34 protein-coding genes and 1 riboswitch are annotated in these 26414 nt (G+C 57.2%); of the genes, 21 read left to right on the top strand and 13 right to left on the bottom strand.

Annotated elements, in window-relative coordinates; translation table 11 throughout:
* Nucleotides 1–25: 25 nt before the first annotated feature.
* From astA to ompC, 5 genes are all read left to right on the top strand, one after another.
* Complete coding sequence (astA, locus tag C9411_RS02560; RefSeq protein WP_060421424.1) at nucleotides 26–1060, top strand: arginine N-succinyltransferase; 1035 nt, start codon at nucleotides 26–28, stop codon at nucleotides 1058–1060.
* Nucleotides 1060–2532 carry a succinylglutamate-semialdehyde dehydrogenase gene (gene astD / locus C9411_RS02555; RefSeq protein WP_107226588.1) on the top strand — a complete coding sequence of 491 codons (1473 nt, stop codon included), beginning with the start codon at nucleotides 1060–1062 and terminating at the stop codon, nucleotides 2530–2532. Before astA ends, astD begins: the two co-directional genes overlap by 1 nt.
* A 52-nt stretch (nucleotides 2533–2584) precedes the next feature.
* On the top strand, nucleotides 2585–3925 hold the full coding sequence (astB, locus tag C9411_RS02550) for an N-succinylarginine dihydrolase (RefSeq protein ID WP_107226587.1): 1341 nt from the start codon (nucleotides 2585–2587) through the stop codon (nucleotides 3923–3925).
* A gap of 10 nt (nucleotides 3926–3935) precedes the next feature.
* Nucleotides 3936–4919 (top strand): succinylglutamate desuccinylase, encoded by a 984-nt coding sequence (gene astE / locus C9411_RS02545; protein WP_107226347.1) that lies wholly within the window; start codon nucleotides 3936–3938, stop codon nucleotides 4917–4919.
* 568 nt (nucleotides 4920–5487) lie between these two features.
* On the top strand, nucleotides 5488–6570 hold the full coding sequence (ompC, locus tag C9411_RS02540) for a porin OmpC (protein WP_046687263.1): 1083 nt from the start codon (nucleotides 5488–5490) through the stop codon (nucleotides 6568–6570).
* A gap of 240 nt (nucleotides 6571–6810) precedes the next feature.
* Here ompC and C9411_RS02535 read toward each other — a convergent pair whose 3' ends face one another.
* The gene (locus C9411_RS02535; protein ID WP_063990195.1) at nucleotides 6811–7035 is read right to left on the bottom strand and encodes a biofilm development regulator YmgB/AriR family protein; all 225 of its coding nucleotides are present in this window, start codon (nucleotides 7033–7035) and stop codon (nucleotides 6811–6813) included.
* 123 nt (nucleotides 7036–7158) lie between these two features.
* Nucleotides 7159–7350, bottom strand: a complete 192-nt coding sequence (locus C9411_RS02530; RefSeq protein ID WP_004934567.1) for a YebW family protein — start codon at nucleotides 7348–7350, stop codon at nucleotides 7159–7161.
* 228 nt (nucleotides 7351–7578) lie between these two features.
* Between C9411_RS02530 and lysM the strand changes: the two genes are divergently transcribed.
* The 5 genes from lysM (at nucleotide 7579) to C9411_RS02515 (ending at nucleotide 10464) form a co-directional block, all read left to right on the top strand.
* On the top strand, nucleotides 7579–8025 hold the full coding sequence (gene lysM / locus C9411_RS02525) for a peptidoglycan-binding protein LysM (protein ID WP_107226346.1): 447 nt from the start codon (nucleotides 7579–7581) through the stop codon (nucleotides 8023–8025).
* A 265-nt stretch (nucleotides 8026–8290) separates the two neighbouring features.
* Nucleotides 8291–8446, top strand: coding sequence for a hypothetical protein (locus C9411_RS25780; RefSeq protein ID WP_016927390.1), 156 nt, complete (start codon nucleotides 8291–8293; stop codon nucleotides 8444–8446).
* A 23-nt stretch (nucleotides 8447–8469) separates the two neighbouring features.
* Nucleotides 8470–8634 carry a hypothetical protein gene (locus C9411_RS25775; protein ID WP_162837923.1) on the top strand — a complete coding sequence of 55 codons (165 nt, stop codon included), beginning with the start codon at nucleotides 8470–8472 and terminating at the stop codon, nucleotides 8632–8634.
* Between the two features lie 105 nt (nucleotides 8635–8739).
* Nucleotides 8740–9681 (top strand): pirin family protein, encoded by a 942-nt coding sequence (locus C9411_RS02520; protein ID WP_063990193.1) that lies wholly within the window; start codon nucleotides 8740–8742, stop codon nucleotides 9679–9681.
* Nucleotides 9682–10116: 435 nt separating this feature from the next.
* Entirely contained in the window at nucleotides 10117–10464 is a 348-nt protein-coding gene (locus C9411_RS02515; protein ID WP_233221877.1) for a DUF1304 domain-containing protein, read from the top strand.
* A gap of 21 nt (nucleotides 10465–10485) precedes the next feature.
* On the opposite strand, the gene C9411_RS02510 is transcribed toward C9411_RS02515, so the two are convergent.
* A complete protein-coding gene (locus C9411_RS02510) occupies nucleotides 10486–10872 on the bottom strand; it encodes a helix-turn-helix domain-containing protein (protein WP_063990191.1) in 387 nt (128 codons plus the stop codon).
* 448 nt (nucleotides 10873–11320) lie between these two features.
* Nucleotides 11321–11533 (bottom strand): YccJ family protein, encoded by a 213-nt coding sequence (locus C9411_RS02505; RefSeq protein WP_004927694.1) that lies wholly within the window; start codon nucleotides 11531–11533, stop codon nucleotides 11321–11323.
* Between the two features lie 182 nt (nucleotides 11534–11715).
* Between C9411_RS02505 and C9411_RS02500 the strand changes: the two genes are divergently transcribed.
* On the top strand, nucleotides 11716–11955 hold the full coding sequence (locus C9411_RS02500) for a DUF2766 family protein (protein WP_004927692.1): 240 nt from the start codon (nucleotides 11716–11718) through the stop codon (nucleotides 11953–11955).
* Between the two features lie 40 nt (nucleotides 11956–11995).
* Here the strand turns inward: C9411_RS02500 and C9411_RS02495 are convergent, their stop codons facing one another.
* Entirely contained in the window at nucleotides 11996–12229 is a 234-nt protein-coding gene (locus tag C9411_RS02495; RefSeq protein WP_038877047.1) for a YobH family protein, read from the bottom strand.
* A 162-nt stretch (nucleotides 12230–12391) separates the two neighbouring features.
* Between C9411_RS02495 and C9411_RS02490 the strand changes: the two genes are divergently transcribed.
* Together C9411_RS02490 and C9411_RS02485 are read left to right on the top strand one after the other, a co-directional pair.
* Nucleotides 12392–12550, top strand: a complete 159-nt coding sequence (locus tag C9411_RS02490; RefSeq protein ID WP_004927688.1) for a PhoP/PhoQ regulator MgrB — start codon at nucleotides 12392–12394, stop codon at nucleotides 12548–12550.
* Nucleotides 12551–12631: 81 nt separating this feature from the next.
* Complete coding sequence (locus tag C9411_RS02485; RefSeq protein ID WP_107226345.1) at nucleotides 12632–12910, top strand: YebO family protein; 279 nt, start codon at nucleotides 12632–12634, stop codon at nucleotides 12908–12910.
* A gap of 39 nt (nucleotides 12911–12949) precedes the next feature.
* On the opposite strand, the gene fos is transcribed toward C9411_RS02485, so the two are convergent.
* On the bottom strand, nucleotides 12950–13357 hold the full coding sequence (fos, locus tag C9411_RS02480) for a fosfomycin resistance glutathione transferase (protein ID WP_063990189.1): 408 nt from the start codon (nucleotides 13355–13357) through the stop codon (nucleotides 12950–12952).
* Nucleotides 13358–13527: 170 nt separating this feature from the next.
* On the opposite strand from fos, the gene C9411_RS02475 reads away from it, so the two are divergent.
* The 3 genes from C9411_RS02475 (at nucleotide 13528) to C9411_RS02465 (ending at nucleotide 15678) form a co-directional block, all read left to right on the top strand.
* A complete protein-coding gene (locus tag C9411_RS02475; protein ID WP_004927682.1) occupies nucleotides 13528–13830 on the top strand; it encodes a phage protein NinX family protein in 303 nt (100 codons plus the stop codon).
* Nucleotides 13831–13904: 74 nt separating this feature from the next.
* Nucleotides 13905–14141, top strand: coding sequence for a DUF4060 family protein (locus C9411_RS02470; protein WP_004927680.1), 237 nt, complete (start codon nucleotides 13905–13907; stop codon nucleotides 14139–14141).
* A 175-nt stretch (nucleotides 14142–14316) separates the two neighbouring features.
* Entirely contained in the window at nucleotides 14317–15678 is a 1362-nt protein-coding gene (locus C9411_RS02465) for an amino acid permease (RefSeq protein WP_107226344.1), read from the top strand.
* 46 nt (nucleotides 15679–15724) lie between these two features.
* On the opposite strand, the gene C9411_RS02460 is transcribed toward C9411_RS02465, so the two are convergent.
* Nucleotides 15725–16015 (bottom strand): hypothetical protein, encoded by a 291-nt coding sequence (locus C9411_RS02460; RefSeq protein WP_107226343.1) that lies wholly within the window; start codon nucleotides 16013–16015, stop codon nucleotides 15725–15727.
* A gap of 220 nt (nucleotides 16016–16235) precedes the next feature.
* Here C9411_RS02460 and C9411_RS02455 point away from each other — a divergent pair, with 220 nt between their 5' ends.
* The 3 genes from C9411_RS02455 (at nucleotide 16236) to cspE (ending at nucleotide 18320) form a co-directional block, all read left to right on the top strand.
* On the top strand, nucleotides 16236–17270 hold the full coding sequence (locus C9411_RS02455; protein WP_107226342.1) for an MBL fold metallo-hydrolase: 1035 nt from the start codon (nucleotides 16236–16238) through the stop codon (nucleotides 17268–17270).
* A gap of 682 nt (nucleotides 17271–17952) precedes the next feature.
* Nucleotides 17953–18069: a DUF2627 domain-containing protein gene (locus C9411_RS02450; protein ID WP_002211058.1), complete on the top strand. Its 117-nt coding sequence runs from the start codon at nucleotides 17953–17955 to the stop codon at nucleotides 18067–18069.
* A 41-nt stretch (nucleotides 18070–18110) separates the two neighbouring features.
* Nucleotides 18111–18320: a transcription antiterminator/RNA stability regulator CspE gene (gene cspE / locus C9411_RS02445; RefSeq protein ID WP_002221949.1), complete on the top strand. Its 210-nt coding sequence runs from the start codon at nucleotides 18111–18113 to the stop codon at nucleotides 18318–18320.
* 52 nt (nucleotides 18321–18372) lie between these two features.
* On the opposite strand, the gene pgeF is transcribed toward cspE, so the two are convergent.
* Nucleotides 18373–19089, bottom strand: coding sequence for a peptidoglycan editing factor PgeF (gene pgeF, locus C9411_RS02440; protein WP_063990185.1), 717 nt, complete (start codon nucleotides 19087–19089; stop codon nucleotides 18373–18375).
* Nucleotides 19090–19250: 161 nt separating this feature from the next.
* Here pgeF and rlmA point away from each other — a divergent pair, with 161 nt between their 5' ends.
* The gene (gene rlmA, locus C9411_RS02435; RefSeq protein ID WP_107226341.1) at nucleotides 19251–20069 is read left to right on the top strand and encodes a 23S rRNA (guanine(745)-N(1))-methyltransferase; all 819 of its coding nucleotides are present in this window, start codon (nucleotides 19251–19253) and stop codon (nucleotides 20067–20069) included.
* Nucleotides 20070–20133: 64 nt separating this feature from the next.
* On the opposite strand, the gene mntP is transcribed toward rlmA, so the two are convergent.
* The 5 genes from mntP to manX all read right to left on the bottom strand — a co-directional run bounded on the left by mntP (nucleotide 20134) and on the right by manX (nucleotide 24304).
* Nucleotides 20134–20703 (bottom strand): manganese efflux pump MntP, encoded by a 570-nt coding sequence (mntP, locus tag C9411_RS02430; protein ID WP_063990183.1) that lies wholly within the window; start codon nucleotides 20701–20703, stop codon nucleotides 20134–20136.
* Nucleotides 20704–20710: 7 nt separating this feature from the next.
* Nucleotides 20711–20898: riboswitch (yybP-ykoY riboswitch) on the bottom strand.
* A gap of 218 nt (nucleotides 20899–21116) precedes the next feature.
* A complete protein-coding gene (locus tag C9411_RS02425) occupies nucleotides 21117–21575 on the bottom strand; it encodes a DUF986 family protein (protein ID WP_107226340.1) in 459 nt (152 codons plus the stop codon).
* Nucleotides 21576–21629: 54 nt separating this feature from the next.
* A complete protein-coding gene (locus C9411_RS02420; RefSeq protein WP_033634889.1) occupies nucleotides 21630–22472 on the bottom strand; it encodes a PTS mannose transporter subunit IID in 843 nt (280 codons plus the stop codon).
* Nucleotides 22473–22487: 15 nt separating this feature from the next.
* Nucleotides 22488–23288: a PTS mannose/fructose/sorbose transporter subunit IIC gene (locus tag C9411_RS02415; protein WP_033634888.1), complete on the bottom strand. Its 801-nt coding sequence runs from the start codon at nucleotides 23286–23288 to the stop codon at nucleotides 22488–22490.
* A 56-nt stretch (nucleotides 23289–23344) separates the two neighbouring features.
* Nucleotides 23345–24304, bottom strand: a complete 960-nt coding sequence (gene manX, locus C9411_RS02410) for a PTS mannose transporter subunit IIAB (protein WP_107226339.1) — start codon at nucleotides 24302–24304, stop codon at nucleotides 23345–23347.
* Between the two features lie 562 nt (nucleotides 24305–24866).
* On the opposite strand from manX, the gene C9411_RS02405 reads away from it, so the two are divergent.
* Nucleotides 24867–26411, top strand: a complete 1545-nt coding sequence (locus C9411_RS02405; RefSeq protein WP_063990181.1) for a TerC family protein — start codon at nucleotides 24867–24869, stop codon at nucleotides 26409–26411.
* The last annotated feature ends 3 nt before the right edge of the window (nucleotides 26412–26414 follow it).

Raw genomic sequence — 26414 nt, 5'->3', positions numbered from 1 at the left:
GCCTGATTCAGAAGAGGTTCGCATTATGATGATTATTCGCCCTATAGAGCGTCGCGATCTGGCGGATTTATTGACGCTGGCCGGTAAATCCGGCATCGGTCTCACTTCACTGCCGCAAAATGAAGATACCCTGTCGGCACGCATTGAGCGGGCGTTAAAAACCTGGCAAGGCGAACTTCCGCAAAGTGACCAGTGTTATTTGTTCGTGTTGGAAGACAGCGAGCGCCGTCAGGTGGTCGGGGTCTGCGCGATCGAAGTGGCCGTCGGCCTGGCGGAACCCTGGTACAGTTTCCGCGTCGGCACGCAGGTGCACGCTTCCAAACAGCTGAACGTCTATAAATCGGTGCCGACGCTGTTCCTCAGCAACGACCACACCGGCCATTCGGAGCTGTGCACGCTGTTCCTCGATCCGGATTATCGTCACGGCGAGAACGGCAAGCTGCTGTCGAAAGTGCGTTTCCTGTTTATTGCCGCGTTCCGCGAGCGTTTCTCCCGGCGCCTGATCGCCGAGATGCGCGGTTTCTCCGATGAAAACGGCCGATCGCCGTTCTGGGAGAGCGTCGGGCGTCATTTCTTCTCCATCGAGTTCGCCAAGGCGGACTACCTGAGCGGCACCGGGCAAAAGGCGTTTATCGCCGAGCTGATGCCGAAACACCCGTTGTATGTCGATTTCCTGGCCGAAGACGCGCAGAAAGTGATCGGCGAGGTGCATCCGCAAACCCTGCCGGCGCGCCGATTGCTGGAGGCGGAAGGCCTGAGCTATCAGGGCTACGTCGATATTTTCGACGGCGGCCCGACGCTGGAAGCCGAGATCGACCACATCCGCGCGGTGAAGCAGAGCCGCCTGGTGAAAGTGGTGCTGGATGACACGCCGATGCGCGCCGATGCGCCGGTGCATCTGGTGGCCAACGACAACTATCAGCACTACCGCGCACTGTTGGTCAATGCCGAACTGTATGACGACCGCCTGCATATCAACGCCGCCACCGCTGCGGCGCTGGGCGTCGAGCAGGGCAGCCCGGTGCGGGTGCTCCCCCTTATTGCACAGGAGAAAGCATGATGTCCCATCCTGCACTGTTGATTAACGGCGTCTGGCGGCAAGGCCGCGGCGCCGAGTTCGGCAAGGCCGATCCGGTTGGTAACCAGCTGCTGTGGCACGCTAACGCCGCCGATACCGACGACGTCGCCGCCGCCTGCGAGGCCGCACGCGCCGCGTTCCCGGCCTGGGCACGTACGCCGTTCGAGCAGCGCGAACAGCTGGTAAAACGCTTCGCCGCTTTGCTGGAAGAACACAAGCAGTCACTGGCGGAAACCATCAGCCGCGAGACCGGCAAACCGCGCTGGGAAACGCTGACCGAAATTCAGGCGATGATCGGCAAGGTGGGTATTTCGCTGCAGGCCTATCAGACGCGTACCGGCTTTAGCCAGACGGCGATGGCCGACGGCGCTTCGGTGCTGCGCCATCGCCCGCACGGCGTGCTGGCAGTGTTCGGGCCTTACAACTTCCCTGGCCACCTGCCGAACGGCCATATCGTGCCGGCGCTGTTGGCCGGTAACTGCGTGGTATTCAAACCGAGCGAGCTGACGCCGCTGACCGCCGAGGAGACCCTGAAGCTGTGGCTGCAGGCCGGCCTGCCGGACGGGGTGATCAATCTGGTGCAAGGCGGCCGCGAAACCGGCGAAGCGCTGGCGGCCAGTGCGGATATCGATGGCCTGCTGTTCACCGGCAGCGCCGGCACCGGCTATCACCTGCATCGCCAATTGGCCGGGCAGCCTGAAAAGATCCTGGCGCTGGAGATGGGCGGCAACAATGCGCTGATCGTCGACGGTTTCGACGATCGCGATGCGGCGGTCAACCTGGCTATCCAATCGGCGTTTATCTCCGCCGGCCAACGCTGCACCTGTTCGCGTCGCATTCTGGTGAAGCAGGGGGCGGAAGGCGATGCCTTTATCGCGCGTCTGGTCCAGGTGGCGGGTGAACTGCGGGTCGGCCGCTGGGATGCCGAACCGCAGCCGTTCATGGGCGGGGTGGTGTCGGCAGCCGCGGCGGAAAACATGCTGAAAGCGCAGCAGCACTTGCTGGCGCTGGGCGGCAAGTCACTGCTGACCCTGCGCCTGCTGGAGCCGGGCAGCTCGCTGCTCAGCCCGGGCATCGTCGATCTGACCGGCGTGGCCGGCGTACCGGACGAAGAGTACTTCGGGCCGTTGACCACCATCGTGCGTTACCGCGATTTCGACGAGGCGCTGCAGCTGGCCAACCGGACGCGCTACGGCCTGTCGGTGGGGCTGGTATCGCCGCAGCGCGAGCTGTTCGAGCGACTGCTGCTGGAAGCGCGCGCCGGCATCGTCAACTGGAATAAGCCGCTGACCGGGGCGTCCAGCGCGGCGCCGTTTGGTGGCGTGGGCGCCTCCGGCAACCATCGCCCAAGCGCCTTCTATGCGGCGGACTATTGCGCCTGGCCGATGGCGTCGCTGGAAAGCGAAAGCCTGTCGCTGCCGGCGACGCTCTCGCCGGGCTTGTCGTTCCGTTAATCGTCTGCGGCGGCGCGATGGCGCCGCCGCACGCTATCCCCAGGGGATGAACATGTCAGGATATGAAGTCAATTTCGACGGTTTGGTGGGGCTGACGCACCACTATGCCGGGCTGTCGTTCGGCAACGAGGCGTCGACGCAGCATCAAAACAGCGTATCGAACCCGAAGCTGGCGGCGAAACAAGGCTTGCTGAAAATGAAGGCGCTGGCCGATCTCGGTTTCCAGCAAGGGGTATTGCCGCCGCAGGAACGGCCGCATTTGCCGATGCTGCGTCGCCTGGGCTTCAGCGGCAGCGATGAGGCGGTGCTGGCACAGGCGATGCGTCAGTCGCCGCGCCTGCTGTCGGCGCTCAGCTCGGCGTCGTGCATGTGGACCGCCAATGCGGCCACCGTGTCGCCCTCGGCGGACAGCGCCGACGGCAAGGTGCATTTCACCGCCGCCAACCTGAATAACAAATTCCACCGCGCCATTGAAGCGGAAACCACCACCGCCGTATTGCGGGCGATGTTCAGCGACGATCGGCATTTCGCCCACCACGAGGCGCTGCCGCAGGTGGCGTTGTTCGGTGACGAAGGGGCGGCCAACCACAACCGTTTGGGCGGCGACTACGCCAGGCGCAGCGTGCAGGTGTTTGTCTACGGTCGGCAGGAGTTCGGCGGCGAAACGGCACCGGCGCGTTATCCGGCGCGCCAGACGCGCGAAGCCGGCGAGGCGATCGCTCGCCTGCACCAGTTGGACGAGCAGCATACGGTCTTTGTGCAGCAAAACCCGGCGGTGATCGATCAGGGCGTGTTCCATAACGACGTGATTGCGGTCAGCAACCAGAACGTGCTGTTCCACCATCAGCAGGCGTTTTACCGCCAGCAACAGGCGCTGGATGAAGTGCGCCGCAAGATGGCGATGCTGGACAGCGAGCTGGTGGCGATAGAAGTGCCGACGGAGCGCGTCTCGGTGGCGGACGCGGTGGCGACCTACCTGTTCAACAGCCAAATTCTTACCAAGCCGAACGGCAAAATGATGATCGTGGTGCCGGAAGAGTCGCGCCAGCACGCCGGCGTGTGGCGTTATCTGAACGACATGGTCGGCAGCGGTGGCCCGATCGATGAAATCCGCGTGTTTGACCTGCGCGAAAGCATGCGCAACGGCGGCGGCCCGGCCTGCCTGCGGCTGCGGGTGGCGCTTAACGAGCAGGAGCTGCGGGCGGTGAATCCGCGCGTGATGATGAACGAGCGGCTGTTCACAACGTTGAACGAGTGGGTCGATCGCCATTACCGCGATCGCCTGACGCAGGATGACCTGGCCGATCCGCTGCTGCTGCGCGAAGGGCGCGAGGCGCTGGATTCGCTGACGTCGATCCTCGGACTTGGTTCCATCTATCCATTCCAACGCTAAGGGAGGCGGCATGATCGATCTACTGCCCCTGACGCTGGAAGGGAACGAACCTGTCGAATGGCAGGGTGAAACGCCATTGCTGCGCTGGCGCTGGCAGGGGGAAGGGGTGCTGGAGCTCACGCCGCGGCAGCCTTACCGCCAGGCGATGGTGATGTCGGCGGGCGTGCACGGCAACGAAACCGCGCCGATCGAACTGCTCAATCAGTTGGTCGGTGATCTGCTGGCCGGCCGGTTGCCGCTGAGGGTGCGGCTGTTGGTGGTGCTGGGCAACCCGGCGGCGATGCGGGCCGGCAAGCGTTATCTGCACAGCGATATGAACCGCATGTTCGGCGGCCGCTACCTCAACTTCGCCGCCAGCGGCGAAACCGTGCGCGCGCAGCAGCTGGAGCGTGCGCTTGCCGCCTTTTTCGATGGGGAACAGGCGGCGCGCTTCCATTACGATTTGCACACCGCCATCCGTGAATCGCGGTTGCCACGCTTCGGCATTTTGCCTTTCCAGAAACGCCCGTACAGTGAGCCGATGTTAAAGCTGTTGGATGCCGCCGATTTGGATGCGCTGGTGGTGCACAGCGCACCGGGCGGGACTTTTAGCCATTACTCCAGTGAACATCTCAATGCGGCGAGCTGTACGCTCGAGCTGGGCAAAGCGCGGCCGTTCGGCAGCAACGATCTGCAGCAGTTCGCCGCCATCGATCGCGCTCTGCGGGCGGCGGTCAGCGAGGGGGCATTGCCGGCGCGTGCGGGCGACGAGATTCGGGTTTTCCGCGTGATGCACTCGTTGATCAAGCACAGCGAAGATTTCAAGCTGTACCTGGATGATGACACGGCCAATTTCACCGAACTGAAGCCGGGCATGTTGCTGTGCGAGCAGCCTCAGGAGGACTATCGCGTTGGCCCAGAGGGGGCGTGGATACTGTTCCCTAACCCCAATGTGGCGCTGGGCCTGCGCGCCGGTATGTTGTTGAACGAGGTTTCCCGCTCTACGCTGTATTGATTTATCCACGGCGGCGCCGTCAGCGCGCCGCCGTTATTCCCTTCATTATTTTACTCTGCTATTTCCCGCTATTTTAATTGCAGTAAGGCGAATTTTATTCGTTCCGAAGATATTCATTTATGCGAATGAATAAAAGGCAGCGTCAGATGATTAGCTGAAGGCCTTAATTGCCTGGTGAGTTTGTTAAGATAAAAATGTGAAATAAGTAACGTTTTTAATAACCATGCTAATTTTGTTGTTACTTTTGAATCGCTCAGAAAGCACGCAAAACGAAACCCAAATGCACTATTTTGGTGCGATGCACCATTTTGGTTATAACTTATGTGACAAAATATTCTTATATTCAATGGGTTGGGTGATTTCTTTTTTGTAATATTTGTTTACAAATAAACATGCTTTCTCCTCGTTGTTTCATGAACTTTTTGATTTTAAGTTTTGATTCATGATGCTAATGTCACATCACCCCCGCATTAGGGGAGCTCATAAAATACCAAAAGATAAAATCACAGCCCAAATTATAAATTGGGCGTGACGGGCAGGGTTCTAATTATAATATCTAGGAAAATAAATGATGAAACGCAGTGTATTAGCCTTAGCTGTCGCCCTCGGGGCGATCACCTCCTTCGCCAACGCGGCTGAAATCTACAATAAGGATGGCAATAAACTCGACCTGTACGGCCGTGTTAACGCCAAACATTATTTCAGCGACAGTAAATCCAACGACGGCGATATGACCTATGTTCGTCTGGGCTTCAAAGGCGAAACGCAAATCAATGACCAGTTGACCGGTTACGGCCAGTGGGAATATAACGTCCAGGCCAATCACGACGAAGCGCAGGGCACCGCCGGCACCAAAACGCGTCTGGGCTTCGCGGGGCTGAAGTTCGGCAACTACGGTTCTTTCGACTACGGCCGTAACTACGGTGTGGTCTATGATGCCGAGGCTTACACCGACATGCTGCCGGAGTTCGGCGGCGACTCCTACAGCTATACCGATAACTTTATGACCGCCCGTTCCAACGGTTTGGCCACCTACCGTAACCGTGATTTCTTCGGCTTGGTGGAAGGCCTGAACCTGGCGGTGCAGTACCAGGGTAAAAACGACGGCGACGGCCGCAGCGTGACCAAGCAAAACGGCGACGGTTACGGCCTGTCTCTGGACTACCAGGACATCGGCGGTTCCGGCATCGGCGTAGCGGCGGCGTTCTCTGACTCCAACCGCACCAGCAAGCAGAAAGAGCTGCAGTATGGTAAGGGCGACAGCGCCACTGCCTGGACCACCGCGGTGAAATACGACGCCAACCAGGTTTACCTGGCTGCGATGTATGCCGAAACCCGTAACATGACGCCGATCAGCGTCAATGGCACTTCCGGCTTCGCCAATAAAACGCAAAACTTCGAAGTTGTGGCCCAGTATCAATTCGAGAACGGCCTGCGTCCTTCCGTGGCCTACGTGCAGTCCAAAGGCAAGGATATCGAAGGGATCGGTGATGCCGACCTGGTGAAATACGTGGAAGTGGGGGCGACTTACTACTTCAACAAAAATATGTACACCTACGTCGATTATCAAATCAACCAGCTGAGCGACGATAACAAACTGAAACTGGCCAACGATGATATCGTTGCCGTCAGCTTGACGTATCGCTTCTAAGCGGCAATTTCATTACCTTCATCCTGTGTCGGGATTGGTAATCAGGCAGGGCGTAAGCCCTGCCTTAGCTTGCTGACAAAGGAGGGAAAGCGTGTTTTTTCCTTCTTTGTGGTGAGCCGCCGAAAATCAATGAATTGATTTTTCTTTTTTAAATGTTCTCTTCGATAAACCTGGCAATGCCATCAGGTTTGTCATTAACCTCAGGCAGGACGCAGGTCCCGCCTTTGTTTTATCGGGATCTCAGCTTTTGGGCGCCAACCCGACCAGCTCAATGGCGGAACGCAGCGCGGCGAAACGTTGCTGATCCTGCTCACGCTCTATTTCGTTCACCAGCTGTGAAAGAATATTGCCACCGGATACTTTTTTATGGTTTTGGATTAACTGCAACACTGCGTCGCCTAACGCCAGGCTGACGTCGCGCAGCAGAGTTTCATATTGCTCGTTGGAATGAGCCGATGCTGGCATGACCTTTCTCTGCCTCTCTCTTCTTCGGGAGACGCAATTTAGCAAAACAGCGGCCTTATGCCTCGGAGGAAGACGAAGTTTCCGAGGAAATCAGAAATTCCTCAGCATCGCGCGGGGAGGGAATTAAAAATCCGAATATTCGCTGGCTGGCAACCAGAAACCGTCGATAAACTCTTCCATGGGATAACAGCCGGCGTGTCGCAAGTTCTGTTCCTTCATCGCGACCAGGCATTGCGGCTCGTCACGCAATATGTCGACCACCATTTCACTGCAGCCACCATCCAGATAACAGACAAACATCACCAATGCGTACATCGTTGCACGCCTCCTTCGTCGAGTTGCCTTGTCTGCAACAGTGTAGGTAAAAAAGCGCGATTTTTCAGCATCATTGCACGATTAATCACCGTTGAAACGCCGCGGACGACACTTTCGGAATACTCTAACCGTTTCTGACGCCGTGAGCGGATGGCATATCCTTTTGTCGATGCTAAGCTTAACAAGCCTTACTTAAACGCATTAGTGCAACCATCAAAAGGAGTGAATATGGGCTTGTTTAACTTCGTCAAAGAAGCGGGAGAAAAACTGTGGGACACAGTCACCGGCAATGCCTCCGCCGAAGATCAAGGCGCCAAACTCAAGGAGCATCTCGATAAGAGCGGCTTGCCGGGCACCGACAAAGTCGAGGTGCAGGTGATCGATGGTAAAGCCGTAGTGACCGGCGACGCCGTCAGCCAGGAGTTAAAAGAGAAGATTCTGGTGGCGATTGGCAACGTGGCGGGTATCAGCGGCGTGGAAGACAAGGTGGCGGTGGCGCAATCCGATGCCGAGAGCCGCTTCTATACCGTGAAGAAGGGCGATACGCTGAGCGCGATCTCTAAAGAGATGTACGGCAACGCCAATCTGTACAACAAGATTTTCGAAGCCAACAAGCCGATGCTGTCGAGCCCGGACAAGATTTATCCGGGGCAGGTGTTGCGTATCCCGCAATAACGCGTTGGCCTGCCATAGCCCGGTTACGTACCGGGCTTTTTTTTGTCCTCTGTAATAGGCGTCTCTTATTTCCCTGCGCTCCCTATGCCAGTTACATCTCCCCTGTGTCCCTGCTCGCTCGCCGGCAGGGGCGGTGTTGACCCTGATAGGGAAAATTGATAGCGTCATCCCCCGGTTGAGGCCGTAACGACCCAGGCGGCAACGTTGGCGCCTTATTCTGAGGGGATGTTTTGCCCCGTCAAACAGCAATGCAGCAGTTGAACGAGTGAAAACCGATTTAGTGAAACAACAGCGTAACGCCTCAACGGATAAAAATTATCGAGAAACCTTGGGTGATGCGCAATTTGCGATCGTCGTGTTGGCGGTGGCGTCCTGCTCACTGATTATCTTTACGCTGGCGGTCACGCTGTGGGTGACCTGACGCGATTAACTAGGGGAGATAAAATGGAGCCTAATCTCCATGATGAAACCAAACTGCTGGCGATCATCGGCCTGTTGGTGTCCGTGCTGCTGGTGGTATCAATTCTCTTTGGCGTGACCTATTTCTCCGATCTCAGGCACGCGCACGACGATATAGACATCAAGAGCTGCTATATCAAAGCGTCCTGATCCGCGCGAACGCGCCTGAGCGTCGCCGCTCTGTCGGGGAACTGTCCTGTGTTAAGCTTGGGCGGTTACCCTTGGCCAATCGGCGCCATTCAGGAGGTCTTTGCGATGAGTCAGTCACGCCCTACGCTCTCTTCACCTTCACGCGAGTGCCCTGTCGTTGACGGCGTGCGCCAGATACAACGTATTGCCGTGCGTAACGCCGAAGTGGGAGGTATTCCGATCAACCGTGCGTTGCCAACTCGGGAGCGGCGCACCGTTGGCGCCTGGTGTTTTCTCGATCACGCCGGGCCGACGGTATTCAACGGCGCCTCGCCCGGCATGGATGTGGGGCCGCATCCGCACATCGGGCTGCAAACGTTCACCTGGATGATAGAGGGGGAGGTGCTGCACCGAGACAGCCTCGGCAGTGAGCAGGTGATTCGCCCGGGTCAGGTTAACCTGATGACCGCAGGGCACGGCATTGCGCATACGGAACAGTCGGTGGGTGAGCAACGGCGATTGCATGCTGCGCAATTATGGATCGCGCTGCCGGCCGAACATGCCAATATGGCGCCACGCTTCGATCATTATCCTGACTTGCCGCAATGGCAGAATAACGGCGTGAATCACCGTTTGTTGGTTGGGGAATTTGGCGCTTACCGTTCACCGGTGTTTACTCTTTCGCCATTAATCGCCATTGATCTGGAATGGGAGGAAGCGGCGAGAATCGAATTGCCGTTGCGCGATGATGATGAAGTCGGCTTTTTGCCCCTTATTGGTGCATTTGAACTTAATGGTGAAACCTTTTCACCTGATGAGTTCGCCTATTTGGGCATGAAGAATAACTCTATTGAGTTAAATGCACAGAAGGGCAGCCGGGGATTATTAATCGGTGGGGCGCCATTAAACGAAGAGATCCTTATCTGGTGGAATTTCGTTGGCCATACCAAGGCTGAAATTACTCGGGCTCAGCATGATTGGGAACAAGGGGCGCCGCGTTTCCCGGCGGTTAGCGGTTATTCTGGTGAGCGCATGACCGCACCGCGCCTGCCCTGGAGCGATGTTTGATAGCGTTCGGCTATAATCGCCGCGATTATTCGGCTTATTTCGCTCTAATAAGGCGTAATTAATGTGATCGCGGCTCCAGCTTTACGACAATATAAGGTTTCTCGGCGGAAAAGTGATCTGGCGCAAATAATGACAACGAGAAGAAGTTTAGGATAATCCTCAGGAAGTCAAGTTGTCTCCCGTTAGTCAGATGTCAGTGAGGTCATTATGAGCCAGGTACTTTATCGTGCAAGACTGTCCCATGTCGTGGTTGCCACGGCGCTGTTTTGGGTCTCTGTCGCGGCATTGTTGGTCGCCGTATTAAACTAACCTCAGAAAATGACTCCTGCATAAACCCGCTTCGGCGGGTTTTTTTTTATCTCCGCCGATGGGGAGATGAGAGGTAGCGTTTATAATTAATGACATCTTCAATAAATGACAGGGACCTTCATGAAGCTGTTTGCCGATATCTTGCTGCTGCTCATCGCAGCGCTCCATCTTTATATCCTGGTGCTGGAAATGTTCCTGTGGCGTACGCCACTCGGCAGGCGCGCATTCGGCACGACGGCGGAGTTCGCCGCAGCCACGCGGGTGTTGGCCGCTAATCAAGGGTTGTACAACGGCTTTCTGGCGTTGGGGTTGGTATGGAGCTATTGGCGTGGGGATATGGCACTGCAGCTGTTCTTTCTCGGGTGTGTGTTGGCGGCCGGGGTGTTCGGCGGGTTGACCGCCAGCCGCAAAATTCTGTGGGTGCAGGCGCTGCCGGCCGCGATCGCGATACTGGCGGTTTGGGGGGCGCGTTAACCCGTCGGTTTGCGGCGGGCGTCAGGCAGATTTTTGGTGAATGACGTGCAAAGGTGGAGCGATGTGCAGATCGACGCTCAAGTCCTGGCGGAAATCATAGGGCGTGATATTAAAACGCTTTCTGAACATGTAGGTGAAGTGGGACTGTGAACCGAAGCCAAAGTCCAGGGCGATATCGAAGATCGACGCTTCACTGCTGCGCAGTTGATAGACCGCGCCGGCCAGACGGCGTTCGCGAATGTATTTGCCGAGCGAAATCCCTGTCGCTTCTTTGAACAACTTCTGCATGTGCCACAGCGAGTAGCCGGAGTATTCGGCCAGCTCTTCGAGATGGATCACTCGTCCGAGGTGAGTTTCGACCCATTTGCTGAGGGCGCAGACCAACGAGAGGTGGTGTTCTTGTATCATCAGTGCGTCAGTGTGAGACCTACATAGCGGTGAAGTATACACAACTTGCCGCCGTGGACAAAAACGCCGCCGGTGACGGGGGGGAAATTATTCGGAAAAACCGTTTAACCGCCGCTTGTCAGCCGAAAGGAAAAACGGCTAATCTGAGACTGTCGCCGCCGCGGTGGGGGACGCAAAGAAGGCCGCAGCAAGTAACCGCCAAAACAGAGTCAGCCGTAACAACTCAACGTTGATGGGGTGATCGCATGTTAATGACAGTGATTATTACTCTGGTTGTAATCGTGGGCGTCGGCGCTTTTATGGCGATGCCGGTGATGAACATGAAAAATGCGGAAGGTGTAGGAGGTGAAGAACCGTGAGAGCAAAAGACATTGCACGCCGCTGAGCGGGGCGATCGCGAATCGGGAAAGCCTGGGTCAGAAACCCGGGCTTTTTGTTGCGTAACCGCTCAAACGTTTTTCCGCTCGACGGTTTCCTCTCCCCAATAAAGCTGGTCGGCGGTGGTTTTGGCAAAGGCCTTCTCCAGCGCTTCGTCGCTGCCTTCTTCCCAGATTTTCTGCGCCAACACTTCGTCGTTTCCTGCCAGCTCAAAAATGGCTTCGGCGATTTCCACCGAAGTTTCACGCACTGTCGCCCAGGATTTCACATTGTGATTCGCCATAACTTTCTCCTGTTGGTTGTGGCTGCGGGGGGTTTTATCACCGTCTTGCTGCAAGTATAGGCTAATCCGCCGCAGGCTTTTGCCCGGCGGTGCGCAGAAGGGGGAAAAAAATGGGGAGAGCGGGTAATGGCGCGGACGTCATGCTATTCTGTGCGGCGTTTGAATCAAGAGGGAAAGTTATTATGTCTGACATGCTGAGCAACGAGCAGGAACTGGCTTCCGATCTGGTCGCTTGCCAACTGGTCATCAAACAGATTCTGGACGTTATCGACGTGATTGCGCCGACCGAAGTGCGCGACAAGATGGCGGGTCAGCTCAAAAGCATCGATTTCTCCACGCACCCTGCAGGCGCCGATCCGGTGACCCGCCGAGCGATTGACAAGGCGATTGCGCTGATCGAAATGAAGTTTACCCGTAACTGAGGCGGGGCCGCCGCAGAGCGGCGGCGTCGGGCGGTGGCGGTTAATCCACCACCGTTTCGATTTTCTTGAACAGCGGGCAGTCGGCTACGCCGATGAAACCGTTGTCGCCATTCACATACTGGGCGATCGCCACGTTGCGCGCCGTCAGGTATTTGCATTGCAATCCCAACCCGCCAACGTTTTTGTTGCTACCGATCAGCACGCCGTAGCCCGAGATCAAAAAGCCGCCGTAAATGACCGCCAACACCAGTACCCACTTAATCAATCTGCTCATTGTGCTTCCTCGTTATCCCTGAGAGGGCATCTAGCCACGGCCCCCCCTGCGAGAACAAGGGTAACAGTCTGAAAACCGGGCGATAGCCAGAAATCTAAACGACAAGTTAAACTTCGTTTAACTTCGTTGTGATAACATGCGCGATAGATTACCCAGATAACAATGAGGCTGCTAAATTTGTTGCGAAAAAAAATCCTCGTGATAATGACGGCCGTCGCTGCCTGCCTGTTTTTCTACCTGCTGGCGCTGGACAGCTATTGCGACGATGGTGGAAATTTTGCGTTGGGCATCTGTTCGGTGACCCGCTTCGTGCCCTGGTAAGCAATTTTGGGCGGGGATGTTCGCACGGTCGCCGCGAGTGTTAAGATGGCGGCCTGAATGTCGCAGTAGATAGGGTTGTCCATGTACGATTTAGGTTTTGGCCAGAACGGCCTGTTGTCGCTGGCTCTCGCCGCCGTGGCGTTGCTGGTTGGGCTGTGGGTTTGGTTCCTGGTGAACCGCGCCAGCGTGCGCGCCAACGAGCAGATTCGCCTGCTGCAGGAGATTGCCGAGCAACAACGCCAACAAACGGCGCTGTTGAAACGCCTGGCGCACCGCGCTGGCGCTGATGGCGGCGATGCTGCTGACGATGACGATCTCAGCCCCGCGCTGGATTTCAAAGGTTTTATCCCCGAACGTTGAGCATGATGCTCCGGCCGGCGGCAGCGCCGCCGGGGCGCCTCAGTAAAACACCATGCCCTGATACGGTTTTTCCCGGCATGCCGCCAGGCGGCTGGCCAGATCGCCGGCATGGATCTCCAATTGATGCCCGTCAGGATCGAGAAAATAGAGCGATTCGCCTTCGCTGCGATTGCTTTTCCACTCTTTGACGCCGTTCTGGCGCAGCCGCTCGCTGACCCGCTCAATGTGTTCCGGCGCTACGCTGAAAGCGTAATGAGTGTAATCACGCTCGCGTTGTTGCGTACGCGATTCATCCAGCGACAGGCACAGCCACAACGCCCCCAACGAGAGATAGGCGCCGCCTTGCCAGCGGGCGTGCGGGGTAAACCCCAACAGATGGCGATAAAATTCGACGCTGCGATCGAGATCGCTGACGGCAAGCGTCAAGTGATTGAGGCCGGTCAACATGCATGCATTTCCTGGGCGCTGAACAGAGAGAAAAGTGTACGCAGGCGTTAAGGAAAGATAAAGGGGACAAAGCATTAGTAGAGATAATGTGAAAACCGGCGGCGCTGTCATAAAACTGTCGTACAGACATCGTAATGTAGCGCGAACCTTACGAAAGATGGATAAAGCCGATGATTAAATGGTACGAAGAAAGCGATGCCGAAGTGAACCGCAGCATCGCGCTGCTAACCGGGGAGAACCCGGACAAGTGGTATCCCTACGGTGGTGTGAAAGGTAAAGATTACTGCAAGAATCCCTCCGATGCCTGGCCGATCATTTGCGCCAACAAAATCAGTCTGAACCCCGACAACCAAAGCGACAGCCCGCAGTGGCAGGCACGCATGAGCACCCAGGGCGGTGAATGGCAGGCGGACAGCGCCAGCCCGCTGCGCGCGGCGATGATCTGCTTCCTGATGAGCCGACAGGCTAACTGAGTCGAACAATACCGGTAATTGGTAAGAGTTTCTCCTTTTTCTAATAACAGAACTGTCGTTGGCGGAGGCTGTTTATGAAGCGCATTATCAAAGGTGATAAAAACTTGTCTCATCTGGTGATTGCCCATGCGGCGATCGATCGTCATGCCGAAAGCTTCGGCCAGCGCCGTCAGGGCTGGCCCTCGACCTACCTGATAAAATATCAAAACGATCGCGTGGCGGTGGAAGTGGTCACGCGTAGCCAATCTTATGTCGCCACGCTGATGATCGGCGCGCGCAACCTGACCAAACTGTGCGGAATGCCTGGCTAAACGCTGCCCTTATCCGCTTTCTCTCGGTAAAAAAATCGCGCTCCGGCCTGCCGTCTCGGGGCGCTTCTCCTTGATGCTCACGGGGTTAAGTGTTAAAAAGCCGCCCGCAGATACATTTATTGATTGGTGAAATCTTGGCCGATAGCGGCAAGGGTGTACGCCATATGAGGATAAGATGGGCGGTCAGCATCAGGATACTCCGCTAAAACGCGGTTTAAAAAACAGACACATACAGCTTATTGCCCTCGGGGGCGCCATCGGAACCGGTTTATTTCTCGGCATTGCGCAAACCATTAAAATGGCCGGCCCCGCCGTGCTGTTGGGCTACGCCATCGGCGGTTTTATCGCGTTTTTAATCATGCGCCAGCTGGGCGAAATGGTGGTGGAAGAACCGGTCGCCGGCTCTTTCAGCCACTTTGCCTATAAATATTGGGGCGACTTCGCCGGCTTCCTTTCCGGCTGGAACTACTGGGCGATGTTCATTCTGGTCGGCATGGCGGAATTGACCGCCGTCGGCATCTACATTCAGTACTGGTGGCCGGAGATCCCCACCTGGGCCTCCGCCGCGCTGTTCTTCGTGCTGATCAACCTGATTAACCTGGTGAACGTGCGTCTGTACGGCGAAACCGAGTTCTGGTTCGCCATCATCAAAGTGGTGGCGATTGTCGGCATGATCGTGTTCGGCGCCTGGCTGTTGGCCAGCGGCAACGGCGGCCCGCAGGCCAGCATCACCAACCTGTGGCAGCAGGGCGGCTTTATGCCGCACGGCTTCTCCGGACTGGTGATGGCGATGGCGGTCATCATGTTCTCGTTCGGCGGGCTGGAAATGGTCGGCATCACCGCGGCGGAAGCCGCCGATCCGCGTCGCAGCATTCCCAAAGCCACCAATCAGGTGGTGTACCGCATTCTGATCTTCTATATCGGCTCACTGACCGTGCTGCTGTCGCTCTATCCTTGGGGGCAAGTGGTGGAGGGCGGCAGTCCGTTCGTGCTGATCTTCCATGCGCTGAACAGCAATCTGGTGGCGACCGTGCTCAACGTGGTGGTATTGACCGCCGCGCTGTCGGTCTACAACAGTGGCGTTTACGCCAACAGCCGCATGCTGTTCGGGCTGGCCAGCCAGGGCAATGCGCCGCAGGCGCTGACGCGCGTGAATAAACGCGGCGTGCCGGTGCTGTCCATCGCGCTGTCGGCGTTGATTACCTCGATTGGCGTGCTGATTAACTACCTGATGCCCGGTAAGGCGTTTGAGCTGCTGATGGCGCTGGTGGTGTCAACGCTGGTGATCAACTGGGTGATGATCTGCCTGGCGCACCTGAAATTCCGCGCGGCGAAGAACCGCCAGGGCGTCATTCCCAGCTTTAAGGCGCTGTGGTATCCGTTCGGCAACTACCTGTGTCTGGCGTTCCTCGGCCTGATTCTGGTGATTATGTATTTCAGCGAAGGGATCCGCATTTCGGTGTTGCTGATGCCAGTGTGGATTGCGGTACTGTGGTGCGGGTTTATGCTGACGCGCCGCAAAGACGCCAAGCGTTAATCTGTGTGCTGCGGAGGCGTATGCCGCGCCTCCGCTTCTCTTCTCGTCAGCCGCGCGGCATAAAGGCGCGTCCCTCACCGTGACTGCGCCCCAGCAGTTTCCGGCACAGCAGCAGCAGGGTGCTGATCACATCGATGACCACCACGCTGAGCATCAGCAGGGTCAACATGAAGAATCCGAGCAGCGAACCGCCCAGCACCACCAGCGGTGCAGGTACGCGCAGACGGCGCAACTTCATGGCGAAATACATTTTCCAGTATTGCTTCTGCGCCAGCAGCGCGCTGCGAATACGGCGCCCCAGGCTTGAGCCTGGCTTGCGGGATGTAGAACGACTCATAACTTCTCCTTTTCTGTATGCCCTACAAGTCAATCACAAAGATCTTAAGAGAGTCTTAACGGGCTCTTGGCGGCCCTGGCTGTCTCACCGGAGTGAGACAACAGCATAAGGCAAAAGGTCCCGAGATGCAGCGCACGGCTGACAAAGTGCGAGCTTCATCGGGTTTGTTACACTGAAAGTCATGCCCGTGCAGGGCGCAGTGGTCGGGAGAAAAGGCTGGATGAAAAGAATCAACCGTTATTACGACGCGGCCAAGGCGCATCACACGCCGGAGGGATTTCGTAACCCGGAACCCTCGCAGCGCCAGGAGGGCGACCTGCAGCGTTGGCAGGATGAGCGCAAGCGGCAGGGGCTGCCCAAGCCGCCGCAGCAGGGCTACGCGCAATTTACCGAACGCTGGTGGCAACCTGCCGATCTCAGCGGCAGCGATGACAGCATCTGGTGGCTGGGGCATGCGTCAATGCTGTTGCGGCTGGGCGGCCGCTATATTCTGATCGACCCGGTGTTGTCCGAACGCGCATCGCCGCTGAGCTTCTACGGCCCGAAGCGCAGAACGCCGACGCCGCTGACGGTGGGACAACTGCCGGCGGTGGATGTGGTGCTGATCTCCCATAATCACTATGACCATCTCGACAGGCGCACGGTGCGGCAGCTGGCGCGGCGCTTCCCACAGGCCGAGTTTATCGTGCCGCTCGGCTTGAAGCGCTGGTTCCGCCGCTATCGGCTGAAGGTGCATGAACTGGACTGGTGGCAGAGCCTGCCGCTGGGCGAACTGACGGTCTATGCCACGCCGGCGCGGCACTGGAGCATGCGCACGCTGTGGGATCGCAATCGCTCGCTGTGGTGCGGTTGGGTGATCCATCATCCGGCGCTGCGGTTTTATTTTTCCGGCGACAGTGGCTATTCGGCGCAGCTGGCGGAAATCGGTCAAAGGCTGGGACCGTTCGACGTGGCGGCGTTGCCCATTGGCGCCTATGCGCCGCGCTGGTTCATGCAGGAACAGCATATGGATCCGCAGCAGTCGGTGACGCTGTATCGCGAGCTGAATCAGCCGCGTGCCATTCCCATCCACTGGGGGGTATTCGAACTGGCGGACGAATCGCTCGACGAACCGCCGCAGCAACTGAACCTGGCGCTGAACGAGGCAGGGTTGGAGCAGCATCAATTCCACCCGCTAAAGATTGGCGAGCGCATCGCGTTGCAGGACTCACCGCAAGCGTTCTCTCTTCGCCCTGTGGGGCAGGGGAAAGAATAAGAGCAACGGTTTGAAAGCGTGGCAGTAATTAGCAAAATTGATAAGTACGGGTGGCGATTCAAATAACCACCCGATTTTCAGGATTTAATTCAGCGCTGCTCTTTTGCTATTCACAAGGTTATTCCGGCTATTCAGAGTCATGGCTTTCGGATTATTTAGGATGAAACAACCGGCCAGCGGGAGCGGTGCCAGGACGTTGCATGCTTATGCAACCGTTGCCTGTTGTACCAACGTCACCTCCGGCTTCCGACGCGATAGGGTTCACACCCTGAGGGGGCAGGGCTGAAGGCCGACGATGAATGCGCTTTCCGGCGGTAAAGGAGCGGAGGATCATTGAATAAATTGGCCCCCGTTCATCGATATTCAAATGTTGCATATGACATTCCATAAAGATTCAAATTTTTTAACGCTATAAGCGATGAAAAAGCGAAAATGCCGAGAAGGAGATGCGTCAAAACGATGAAAGTTTTGTTAAAACGCTATCAGAATGCGGGGTCTGGCGCCGTGTTTTTGGCAAGCAGAAAATAGCCGATGCTTCAACATCTTTTGGCCTATTTAAGCAAATGTGGCGCTCGACCGTTTCAAATATGTGCGACATGTCGTTCAGTGATTAAAAATGGCTTGCCATCGCATACAGAGTATGTGATAACGCATCTGGGTAAAACGAGGTACAGTTCTGTATATGTGTGGCATTTTCAGTAAAGAAGTTCTGAGTAAAGACGTTAGCGTTGAATACCGCTTCTCTGCCGATCCTTATCTTAGTGCCTCAAGCAGTAACGACTCTAGTTTGTCTATGTAACGCCCTCGGGCGGTTTAAACAATCCAAAGGAAATACTCAAGATGGCAAAGATCAAAGGTCAAGTTAAGTGGTTCAACGAGTCTAAAGGTTTCGGTTTCATCACCCCGGCTGACGGCAGCAAAGACGTGTTCGTACACTTCTCTGCAATCCAGGGTAACGGCTTCAAAACCCTGGCTGAAGGCCAGAACGTTGAGTTCGAAATCCAAGATGGCCAGAAAGGTCCATCTGCAGTAAACGTTACTGCTATCTAATCAGCGTCAGCTGTACAAAAAGCCCGCCTTCGAGCGGGCTTTTTCGTTTCCGTCATCCGGCGGCGATGATGATGCCGGCGTACTGGTTGCGGCCTTTGATCCCCGGATGCGTCGGATCCTGCGCGCGTCGGTGGCTGTTGCGGCGATAGCTGGTGTATTTGAAGCGCTGTGGCCGCTGTGGGTCGACGTCCGGCGTGCAGATGGTGCAACTGCCGGCGCGGTCAACGGCGGCGAAGCCGAGCGCCGTCAGCTTGTATTCGGCAATTGCGGCCAAATCGAGATGACGGTAATGCGGGCTGATCAGCGTGGCGGGCAGCGGCAGGCGTTGTTTAAAATTTTCCACCAGCGCTTCATCGACTTCGTAGCAGCACGGGCCGGCGGCAGGGCCGATAGAGGCCACCCAGTCGGCGGCATCGCCGTCCTGGCGAATGCGCGCTGCCATCTGTTCCAGAATGCCGTCCAGCAACCCGCGCCAGCCGGCGTGTACCGCCGCGATAGCGCCGCCGTCACGGCGGCTGAACAGCACCGGCAGACAGTCCGCCGTCAGTACGCTGAGCAGAATGCCGGGCTGGCGAGTATAGAAACCATCGGCCTCGCCGCACGCCTGCGCCGGTTGCAGCACGTCGACAATGCGGGTGCCGTGCACCTGTTTTTTTTCCGGCAGCGTGGCGCTGTAGGGCAGCAGATGCCCGGGCAGCAGCGCGAGTTTGCTGCCGAAGCCGTGCTGAATGTGGGGCACCGCATCGAGCAGCGCGGAACGATCGCTCATAAGTTATGTTCACCTGCGTGAGAAAACAGACTCTCAGTGTAGCCAGCTTTTTCCCCGCTTGGCCAGGCGTTGTTGGCGGAGAAAGCGAGCGGGGATGCGCCTTGCATCGAGCCGACGCCTTCTTTAGACTAGCCGCGCCCTGTCTCTTTGGAAGCCCATTCATGTCTTATCAATGCCCTCTGTGTCATCAACCGCTGCATTTTTCATCGCAACACTGGCGTTGCGACGGCAATCATCAGTTCGATCAAGCCAAAGAAGGCTACGTCAATCTGCTGCCGGTGCAGCACAAACGATCGAAGCAGCCGGGAGACAGCGCGGAAATGATGCAGGCACGGCGCGCGTTTCTCGACGGCGGTTATTATCAGCCGCTGCAGCAGCAGGTGGCCGAGTGGCTGGATTTGGCGCTGGCGGCCGATGCAGGCGCGTTGTTGGATATAGGCTGTGGGGAAGGGTATTACACCGCCGCCGTGGCCGCACGGCTGGCGCAGGCACGCAATATGGCGGTCTATGGGCTGGACGTCGCCAAGGTAGCGATCCGCTACGCCGCCAAACGTTATCCTGCGGTCTCGTTCTGCGTCGCCTCCAGCCACCGTCTGCCGTTCGCCGATGGGGCGCTGGATGCAGTCTTGCGCATTTATGCGCCTTGCAAGGCGCAGGAGCTGGCGCGGGTGGTGAAGCCGGGTGGCGTAGTGGTGACGGTCTCGCCGGGCCCGCGTCATCTGTACCAGTTGAAAGAACAGGTCTACCAGCAGGTGCAGCTGCATACCGAACAGGACGAGCAGTTCGCCGGATTTGAGTGTGAGCGTAAAGAGGCGTTAGCCTACACGATGACCCTGCCGGGCGCGCAGGCCGCCAACCTGCTGCAGATGACGCCGTTCGCCTGGCGCGCTACGCCGGAGGTGCAACAGGGGTTGGCGGATGGCGCCGAGTTCGTGTGCGAAACGGATTTCGTGTTGGCGCTGTACCGACGCCGCGCTTAACGGGCGCACTGAGCCCAGAAACAAAAAAACCTGCCGCGGCAGGTTTTTTTGCAGAGCGAGCGCCTCAGGCCAGGTAGCCGAGATGCTCCAGCAGAATGTTGAAGCCGATACCTATCAGCACCACGCCGCCGAGGATCTCGGCGCGTTTGCCCAGCAGCGGGCCGATAAAGCGGCCAATCATCATGCCCAGCGTCGCCATGATCATGGTGGCACAGCCGATGGCCATGGCGGTATGCACGATATTGACCTGCAGGAAGGCCAGACCGACGCCGATAGCCATGGCGTCGAGGCTGGTGGCGATAGCGGTGGCCACCAAGATCCAGAAGCCGTGGCGTTTGACCTTCTCTTCCTCATCGGGCCTGTTGCGCACCCCTTCGACGATCATGCGCATGCCGAGAATGAACAGCAGGGAAAAGGCGACCCAGTGGTCCCATTCCATGATGTATTGGCTGGCGAACAGACCGATGGCCCAACCGATGAGCGGGGTGATCGCTTCAACCACGCCGAAGATCAGGCCGGTACGGATCGCTTCGCGGAAACGGGGTTGATGCAGGCTGGCACCTTTGCCGATCGAAGCGGCAAAAGCATCCATGGACATGCCGAAAGCGAGAATGAGTGTAGCTGAAAGGTTCATGTGAAATAGCCTCGGCCGGGTGGCTCCATATACACGTAACCCACCCCCAACCTAACGACGGAGTTACGTGTCTATGGTCTCGCCAACCTTACCTGGCTGCCCGCACCACGTTTCATACGGCGAAACGAGTATGTTGATACGGGCGTTTCTGGCGTTTTATTCTCCAGAAACCGGCTACTCCCCAATGACGGCGCAACCATACCATATTATTTCCGCCACCGACAACTTTATTCTGGAGTCATGTTCGCTCTTAATTGAGACTCGTTTTCATTAATCAAAGTTGATATGGGAATATAATGTAGACGTGGGTAACAATGTTGCGGAAATAATAGTCAGAAAGGAAATGGCGCTGCCGATTAATTATCCACAGGCAGCGCAAGGTTTGAGCGAAAGTAAAATGATTTTTTCTTTATTTATTGATTATCAATGAAAAAGTGGTAAATCTTCTCCAGGTCGTCCAGGTGCGTCACCTGAACCAACAGCCGGCGCTGTTCCAGGTCGACGGCCAGAATGCCATCCTCCGATAAATTCATGGCTTTAATGCGGTTATATTCGACAAACACATTGGCGAAGAAAAATCCGTGCGTTTTAAACACCATCTTGGGCACGCGAATATAAGAAACATAGATAGCGAGCAGCGCCAAAGAAATAAGCAGATAGGTGGTTAATACCGCACCACTGTCGGTGACATTGCGGTAAATCAGAATGACGATCAGGCCGACGAAAATCAGGCTGTCGAGGCGGTTACGGCGTTTGAGCGGCACTTTGAGCCGCGTTTTGCCTTTCAGCAGATCCATGCCGAATTCGTCGTACAGCGAATACAGCAACAGCAGGGCGATAAACAGCATCAGTACGGCGTCGGTCAGTGACATCTCTTGCTCCACACATAAAAAAGCCGGGGGTTGCCCCCCGGCCGTTTCGAACGATTACAGGCCCAGCAGGCCAATCCAATAGCCAAAGATACCGATGACGAAGAAGCCGATGATGATCCACAGCGCATTGACTTTTTTACGCAGCAGCCACATACAGGCGAAGGTCAGCAGCAACGGCACCAGGCCCGGCATCAGCTGGTCGAGGATGGTCTGCACCGTGGTGACGTTGGTATGCCCGGTCTGGTCGGTGATCTTGGACACCACCAGCGGGATATTCACGTGCGTCCACTTGTTGACCAACGCGCCCATGACAAACAGGCCGAGAATGGACGCCCCTTCCGTCAATTTCTGCAGGAAGCCGCCGCCCATGTCGTTGACGATATCCACCCCTTTACGGTAACCGTAGGCCACGCCGTAGTAGCGGGTCAACAGGCGCACCAGGTTGAACAGCACGAAGAACAGGATCGGCCCGAGCAGGCTGCCGCTCATGGCGATGCCGGCGCCGAGCGCGGCGAATACCGGCCGCACGGTGCCCCAGAAGATCGGGTCACCGACGCCCGCCAAAGGCCCCATCAGACCGACCTTGATGCCGTTGATCGCGCCGTCGTCGATCGGCGCGCCGTTGGCGCGTTGCTCTTCCATCGCCATGGTTACGCCGAGCACCGGCGCCGCCACGTAAGGGTGGGTGTTGAAGAACTCGAGGTGGCGCTTGATCGCCTGTTTGCGATCGTCATTGTTTTCCGGATACAGGCGACGGATCACCGGGACCATCGAGAAGCAAAAACCCAGCGCCTGCATGCGCTCGAAGTTCCACGAACCCTGGAACAGGTTCGAGCGCAGGAATACGCCGCGAATATCGGCCGGCGTGAGTTTCTTTTGAGCAGTTGTATCAACCATTTCTCTCACCTATTCCTAGTCGAGTTCGTTATCGAGATCGTTCGCATTAGCCGGGCCGGCCTGGACAACCTGAGACTTGTTGTATTTCGGGCTAAGCTGGATGTACAGCACGGCCATCACCACGCCGATGACGCCGAGCGCCACCAGGTTGAAGTTGGTGAAGGCGGCGGTCACGAAACCCAGGTAGAAGAACGGCATTAGGTAGCCGGCACGCATCATGTTAATCACCATCGCGTAACCGACCACCACGATCATGCCGCCGGCGATGTTCAGGCCGCTGGTGACCACTTCCGGGATCGAGTTGAGCAGGGCGTGTACCCCGGCGGTGCCAACCGAGATGGCGACGATGACCGCCGGGATGGCGATGCGCATCGCCTGCAGCAGCAGGGCGCCGATGTGGATCCAGGTGATGGCGCGCAGGCTGCCGCGCTCCGCCGCGCTATCCGCCGCGTGCTGGAAGGCCACGGTGAGGGTACGCACGATGATGGTCAACACCTGACCGGCCGCCGCCAGCGGAATGGCCAGGGCGATACCGGCGCCGACGCTTTGCCCGCCGGCGATGACCAGAATGGTCGAGATGATGGACGCCAGGGCGGCATCCGGCGCGACTGCCGCACCGATGTTCATCCAGCCCAGGGCGATCATTTCCAGCGTACCGCCGATAATGATGCCGGTTTTCATATCGCCGAGAATGAAGCCGATCAGGGTACAGGCGACCAGCGGACGGTGGAATTGGAACTCGTCGAGGACGGAACCCATCCCGGCGATACAGGCAACGATAAATATCAGCACAATCTGAAGAGTGGTGATCTCCATTGCACTTCTCCTATGACCAAAAAAGCTCTGAGTAAAATAATCAGCGGCTGGCGCCACTAATTGAGTTTGTTAATCAGGTCCATCATTTTTAGCCGGCTGTCGGACGAGACCTTACGCACCTCCAGCTCGATACCGCGATCGTTCAGTTTCTTAAACGCTTCGATATCTTTTTCATCGACGGAAACGGCGTTGTTCACCTGGGTTTTCCCCTGACGGAACGCCATGCCGCCGATATTGACGGATTGAATATCCACGCCGCCTTCCACCAGGCGCAAGACGTCGGTCGGGTTGGTAAACAGCAGCATCACGCGGTCGTTGGCGTATTTCGGGTTGTTCCAGACGCGGATGGCCTTCGCCACGTCCACCACGTGAGCGGTGACGCCCGGCGGGGCGACCTGGGTCAGCAGGGTTTTGCGCACATGGTCGGCGGCGACTTCATCGCTGACGACGATAATGCGGCTGACGTTGGTTTCTTTGGTCCAGCGGGTGGCGACCTGGCCGTGAATCAAACGGTCATCGATGCGCGCCAGGCCGATTTTCATGTGGTCGTTCGGCCCCAGCGGCGCCTGAGGGGCAGCGGCTTTGGCGATGGGTGCTGCGGGTTTTGCGGGTTCTTCCTGCGGTTTTTTCAGCGCTTTCACGCCTTCTCGGCCGGTTTCCAACGCCAGCGCCACCAGTTCATCGAAAGCGGGGTTGTCGTCCCGCGCCATGAAGGTTTCCACCAGCATCGGGATGTTGACCCCGGTGACGACCTCATAGTTTTCTTTGTCGACCGCAATGCGGCTGGCGGCGTTGAACGGGCTGCCGCCCCAGGTATCCACCAGGAACAGCACGCCGCCGCTGGTATCCAACCCACTGATTTTTTCGTTGTACTTGACGATTAACGTTTCGGCATTCTCACCGGGAACGAAGTCTATAAAGGCGACGTTGTCCTGCTCGCCCAATAGCATCTCCGCCGTTTTCAGCAGTTGTTCCGCTGCAGCCCCGTGTGTGCCGATGATAATAGCTATTGCCACTCGCTACCTCCTCGTTGAACTCCAGACGCGGTTTGTGTCGTTTCTCCGCGCCGTCTTGGCAGTCACTTCCGCGGTTCAGATACATTATGGTAGAAAAAAAGAAACGCACGCCTAACATTTCTCACGCAGTTTCAAGTGCCTGTGCGTGATGCTTCACGAACGCGAGATTTATTTTAGTGAGTGAAAAAATATTTTTTGTGACGCTGCTCTGCTATTGAATGCTCGGAGAAATCTTAGCTGTCGCAGATGATATGACGTAGCGACATGCTAAACCGCCGTTGAAAAAGCCGCTTTGTCCCCCAGAAAAATCCTGATACAGTAATTTCTTCTTTCATCACTAAGGAGTGAAGGGCCTCAGCCCTCCCTATGGACTGTCACCGAAGTTACTGTTTTTCCAGGTTTCATCCGCCACCTGCTGGCGTTGCATATGCTGTTCGGCCCTTCGGCCATCTCCCGGTAACCCCATTCCGTCACTTTGCTAGTGTCGACTGCGCCCACGCAGCGGCGGCATCGTCACGTCTGCGCGGCGTGCGCGCATTCCCACTTTTCGCTGGAGTCTGATATGGAATTTTTAATGGACCCCTCTATTTGGGCGGGGTTGCTTACGCTGGTGGTGCTGGAAATCGTGCTGGGCATCGACAACCTGGTGTTCATTGCCATTCTGGCCGACAAACTGCCGCCGAAGCAGCGCGATAAGGCGCGCATCATTGGCCTGTCGCTGGCATTGCTGATGCGTTTGGGCCTGCTGTCTGTTATCTCCTGGATGGTGACCCTGACCACGCCGCTGTTCAGCGTCGGCGATTTCAGCTTCTCCGGCCGCGATTTGATCCTGCTGTTCGGCGGGGTGTTCCTGCTGTTCAAGGCCACCATGGAGCTGCATGAACGACTGGAAGGGCAGACGCACCAGGACGGCGCCAATCGCGGTTACGCCAAGTTCTGGGCGGTGGTGGTGCAGATCGTGATCCTTGACGCCGTGTTCTCGCTCGATGCGGTGATTACCGCCGTGGGTATGGTGAACGATCTGCCGGTGATGATGGCGGCGGTGGTGATCGCGATGGCGGTGATGCTGTTGGCGTCGAAGCCGTTGACCAACTTCGTCAACGCGCATCCGACCATCGTGGTGCTGTGCCTGAGCTTCCTGTTGATGATCGGTTTGAGCCTGATCGCCGAAGGCTTCGGCTTGCACATTCCTAAAGGCTATCTGTACGCCGCGATCGGCTTCTCGATCCTGATTGAATTGTTCAACCAGATCGCGCGCCGCAACTTCATCAAGCATCAAGCGCGCCGCCCGATGCGCGAGCGCACTGCGGAAGCGATCATGCGCCTGATGGGGCAGCAACGTGCGCAGCAGACGGACGATGAGGTCGCCTTGCCAAGGGACGAAACCTTCGCGGCGGAAGAGCGTTATATGATCAGCGGCGTGTTGACACTGGCCTCGCGCTCATTGCGCAGCGTGATGACACCGCGCACCGACATCTCCTGGGTCGACTGCGAGCGCTCCCGAGAGGAGGTGCGCGCACAGCTGCTGGATACGCCGCACAGCCTGTTCCCGGTGTGTCGCGACTCGGTGGATGAGATCGTCGGCGTGGTACGCGCCAAGGATCTGCTGGTGGCGCTGGAGCAAGGGGAGGATATCGCCGAGTTCGCCGCCCGTACGCCGCCGATCGTGGTGCCGGAAACCATGGACGTCATCAAGCTGCTGGCGGTGCTGCGCCGCGCCAAAGGACGTTTGGTGGTGGTCACCAACGAGTTCGGCGTCGTGCAGGGGCTGGTGACGCCGCTGGACGTGCTGGAAGCGATTGCCGGTGAGTTCCCGGACGAGGATGAAACGCCGGACATCGTGGCGGAAGGCGACGGCTGGCTGGTGAAGGGCGGAACCGATCTGCACTCGCTGGAACAGGCGCTGGCCTGCGATGACCTGGTCAGCCCCACCGCCGATTACGCTACCCTGGCGGGGCTGCTGTTGGCTCACTATGGCCAGATGCCGGTGGTGGGGGACACCATCGAACTGAACCACCTGCGTTTCGATATCGTCGATGTCTCCGACTATCGCATCGAGTTGGTGCGTGTCACCCGCGTCGTCTTCGACGAACCGACGCATTCGTAACCC

It is taken from the genome of Serratia sp. Nf2 (assembly GCF_003028435.1).
GTDB lineage: Bacteria > Pseudomonadota > Gammaproteobacteria > Enterobacterales > Enterobacteriaceae > Serratia > Serratia marcescens_L.
Note: the sequence above shows the minus strand (reverse complement) of the source record. Positions and strands in the feature narration are given on the sequence as shown.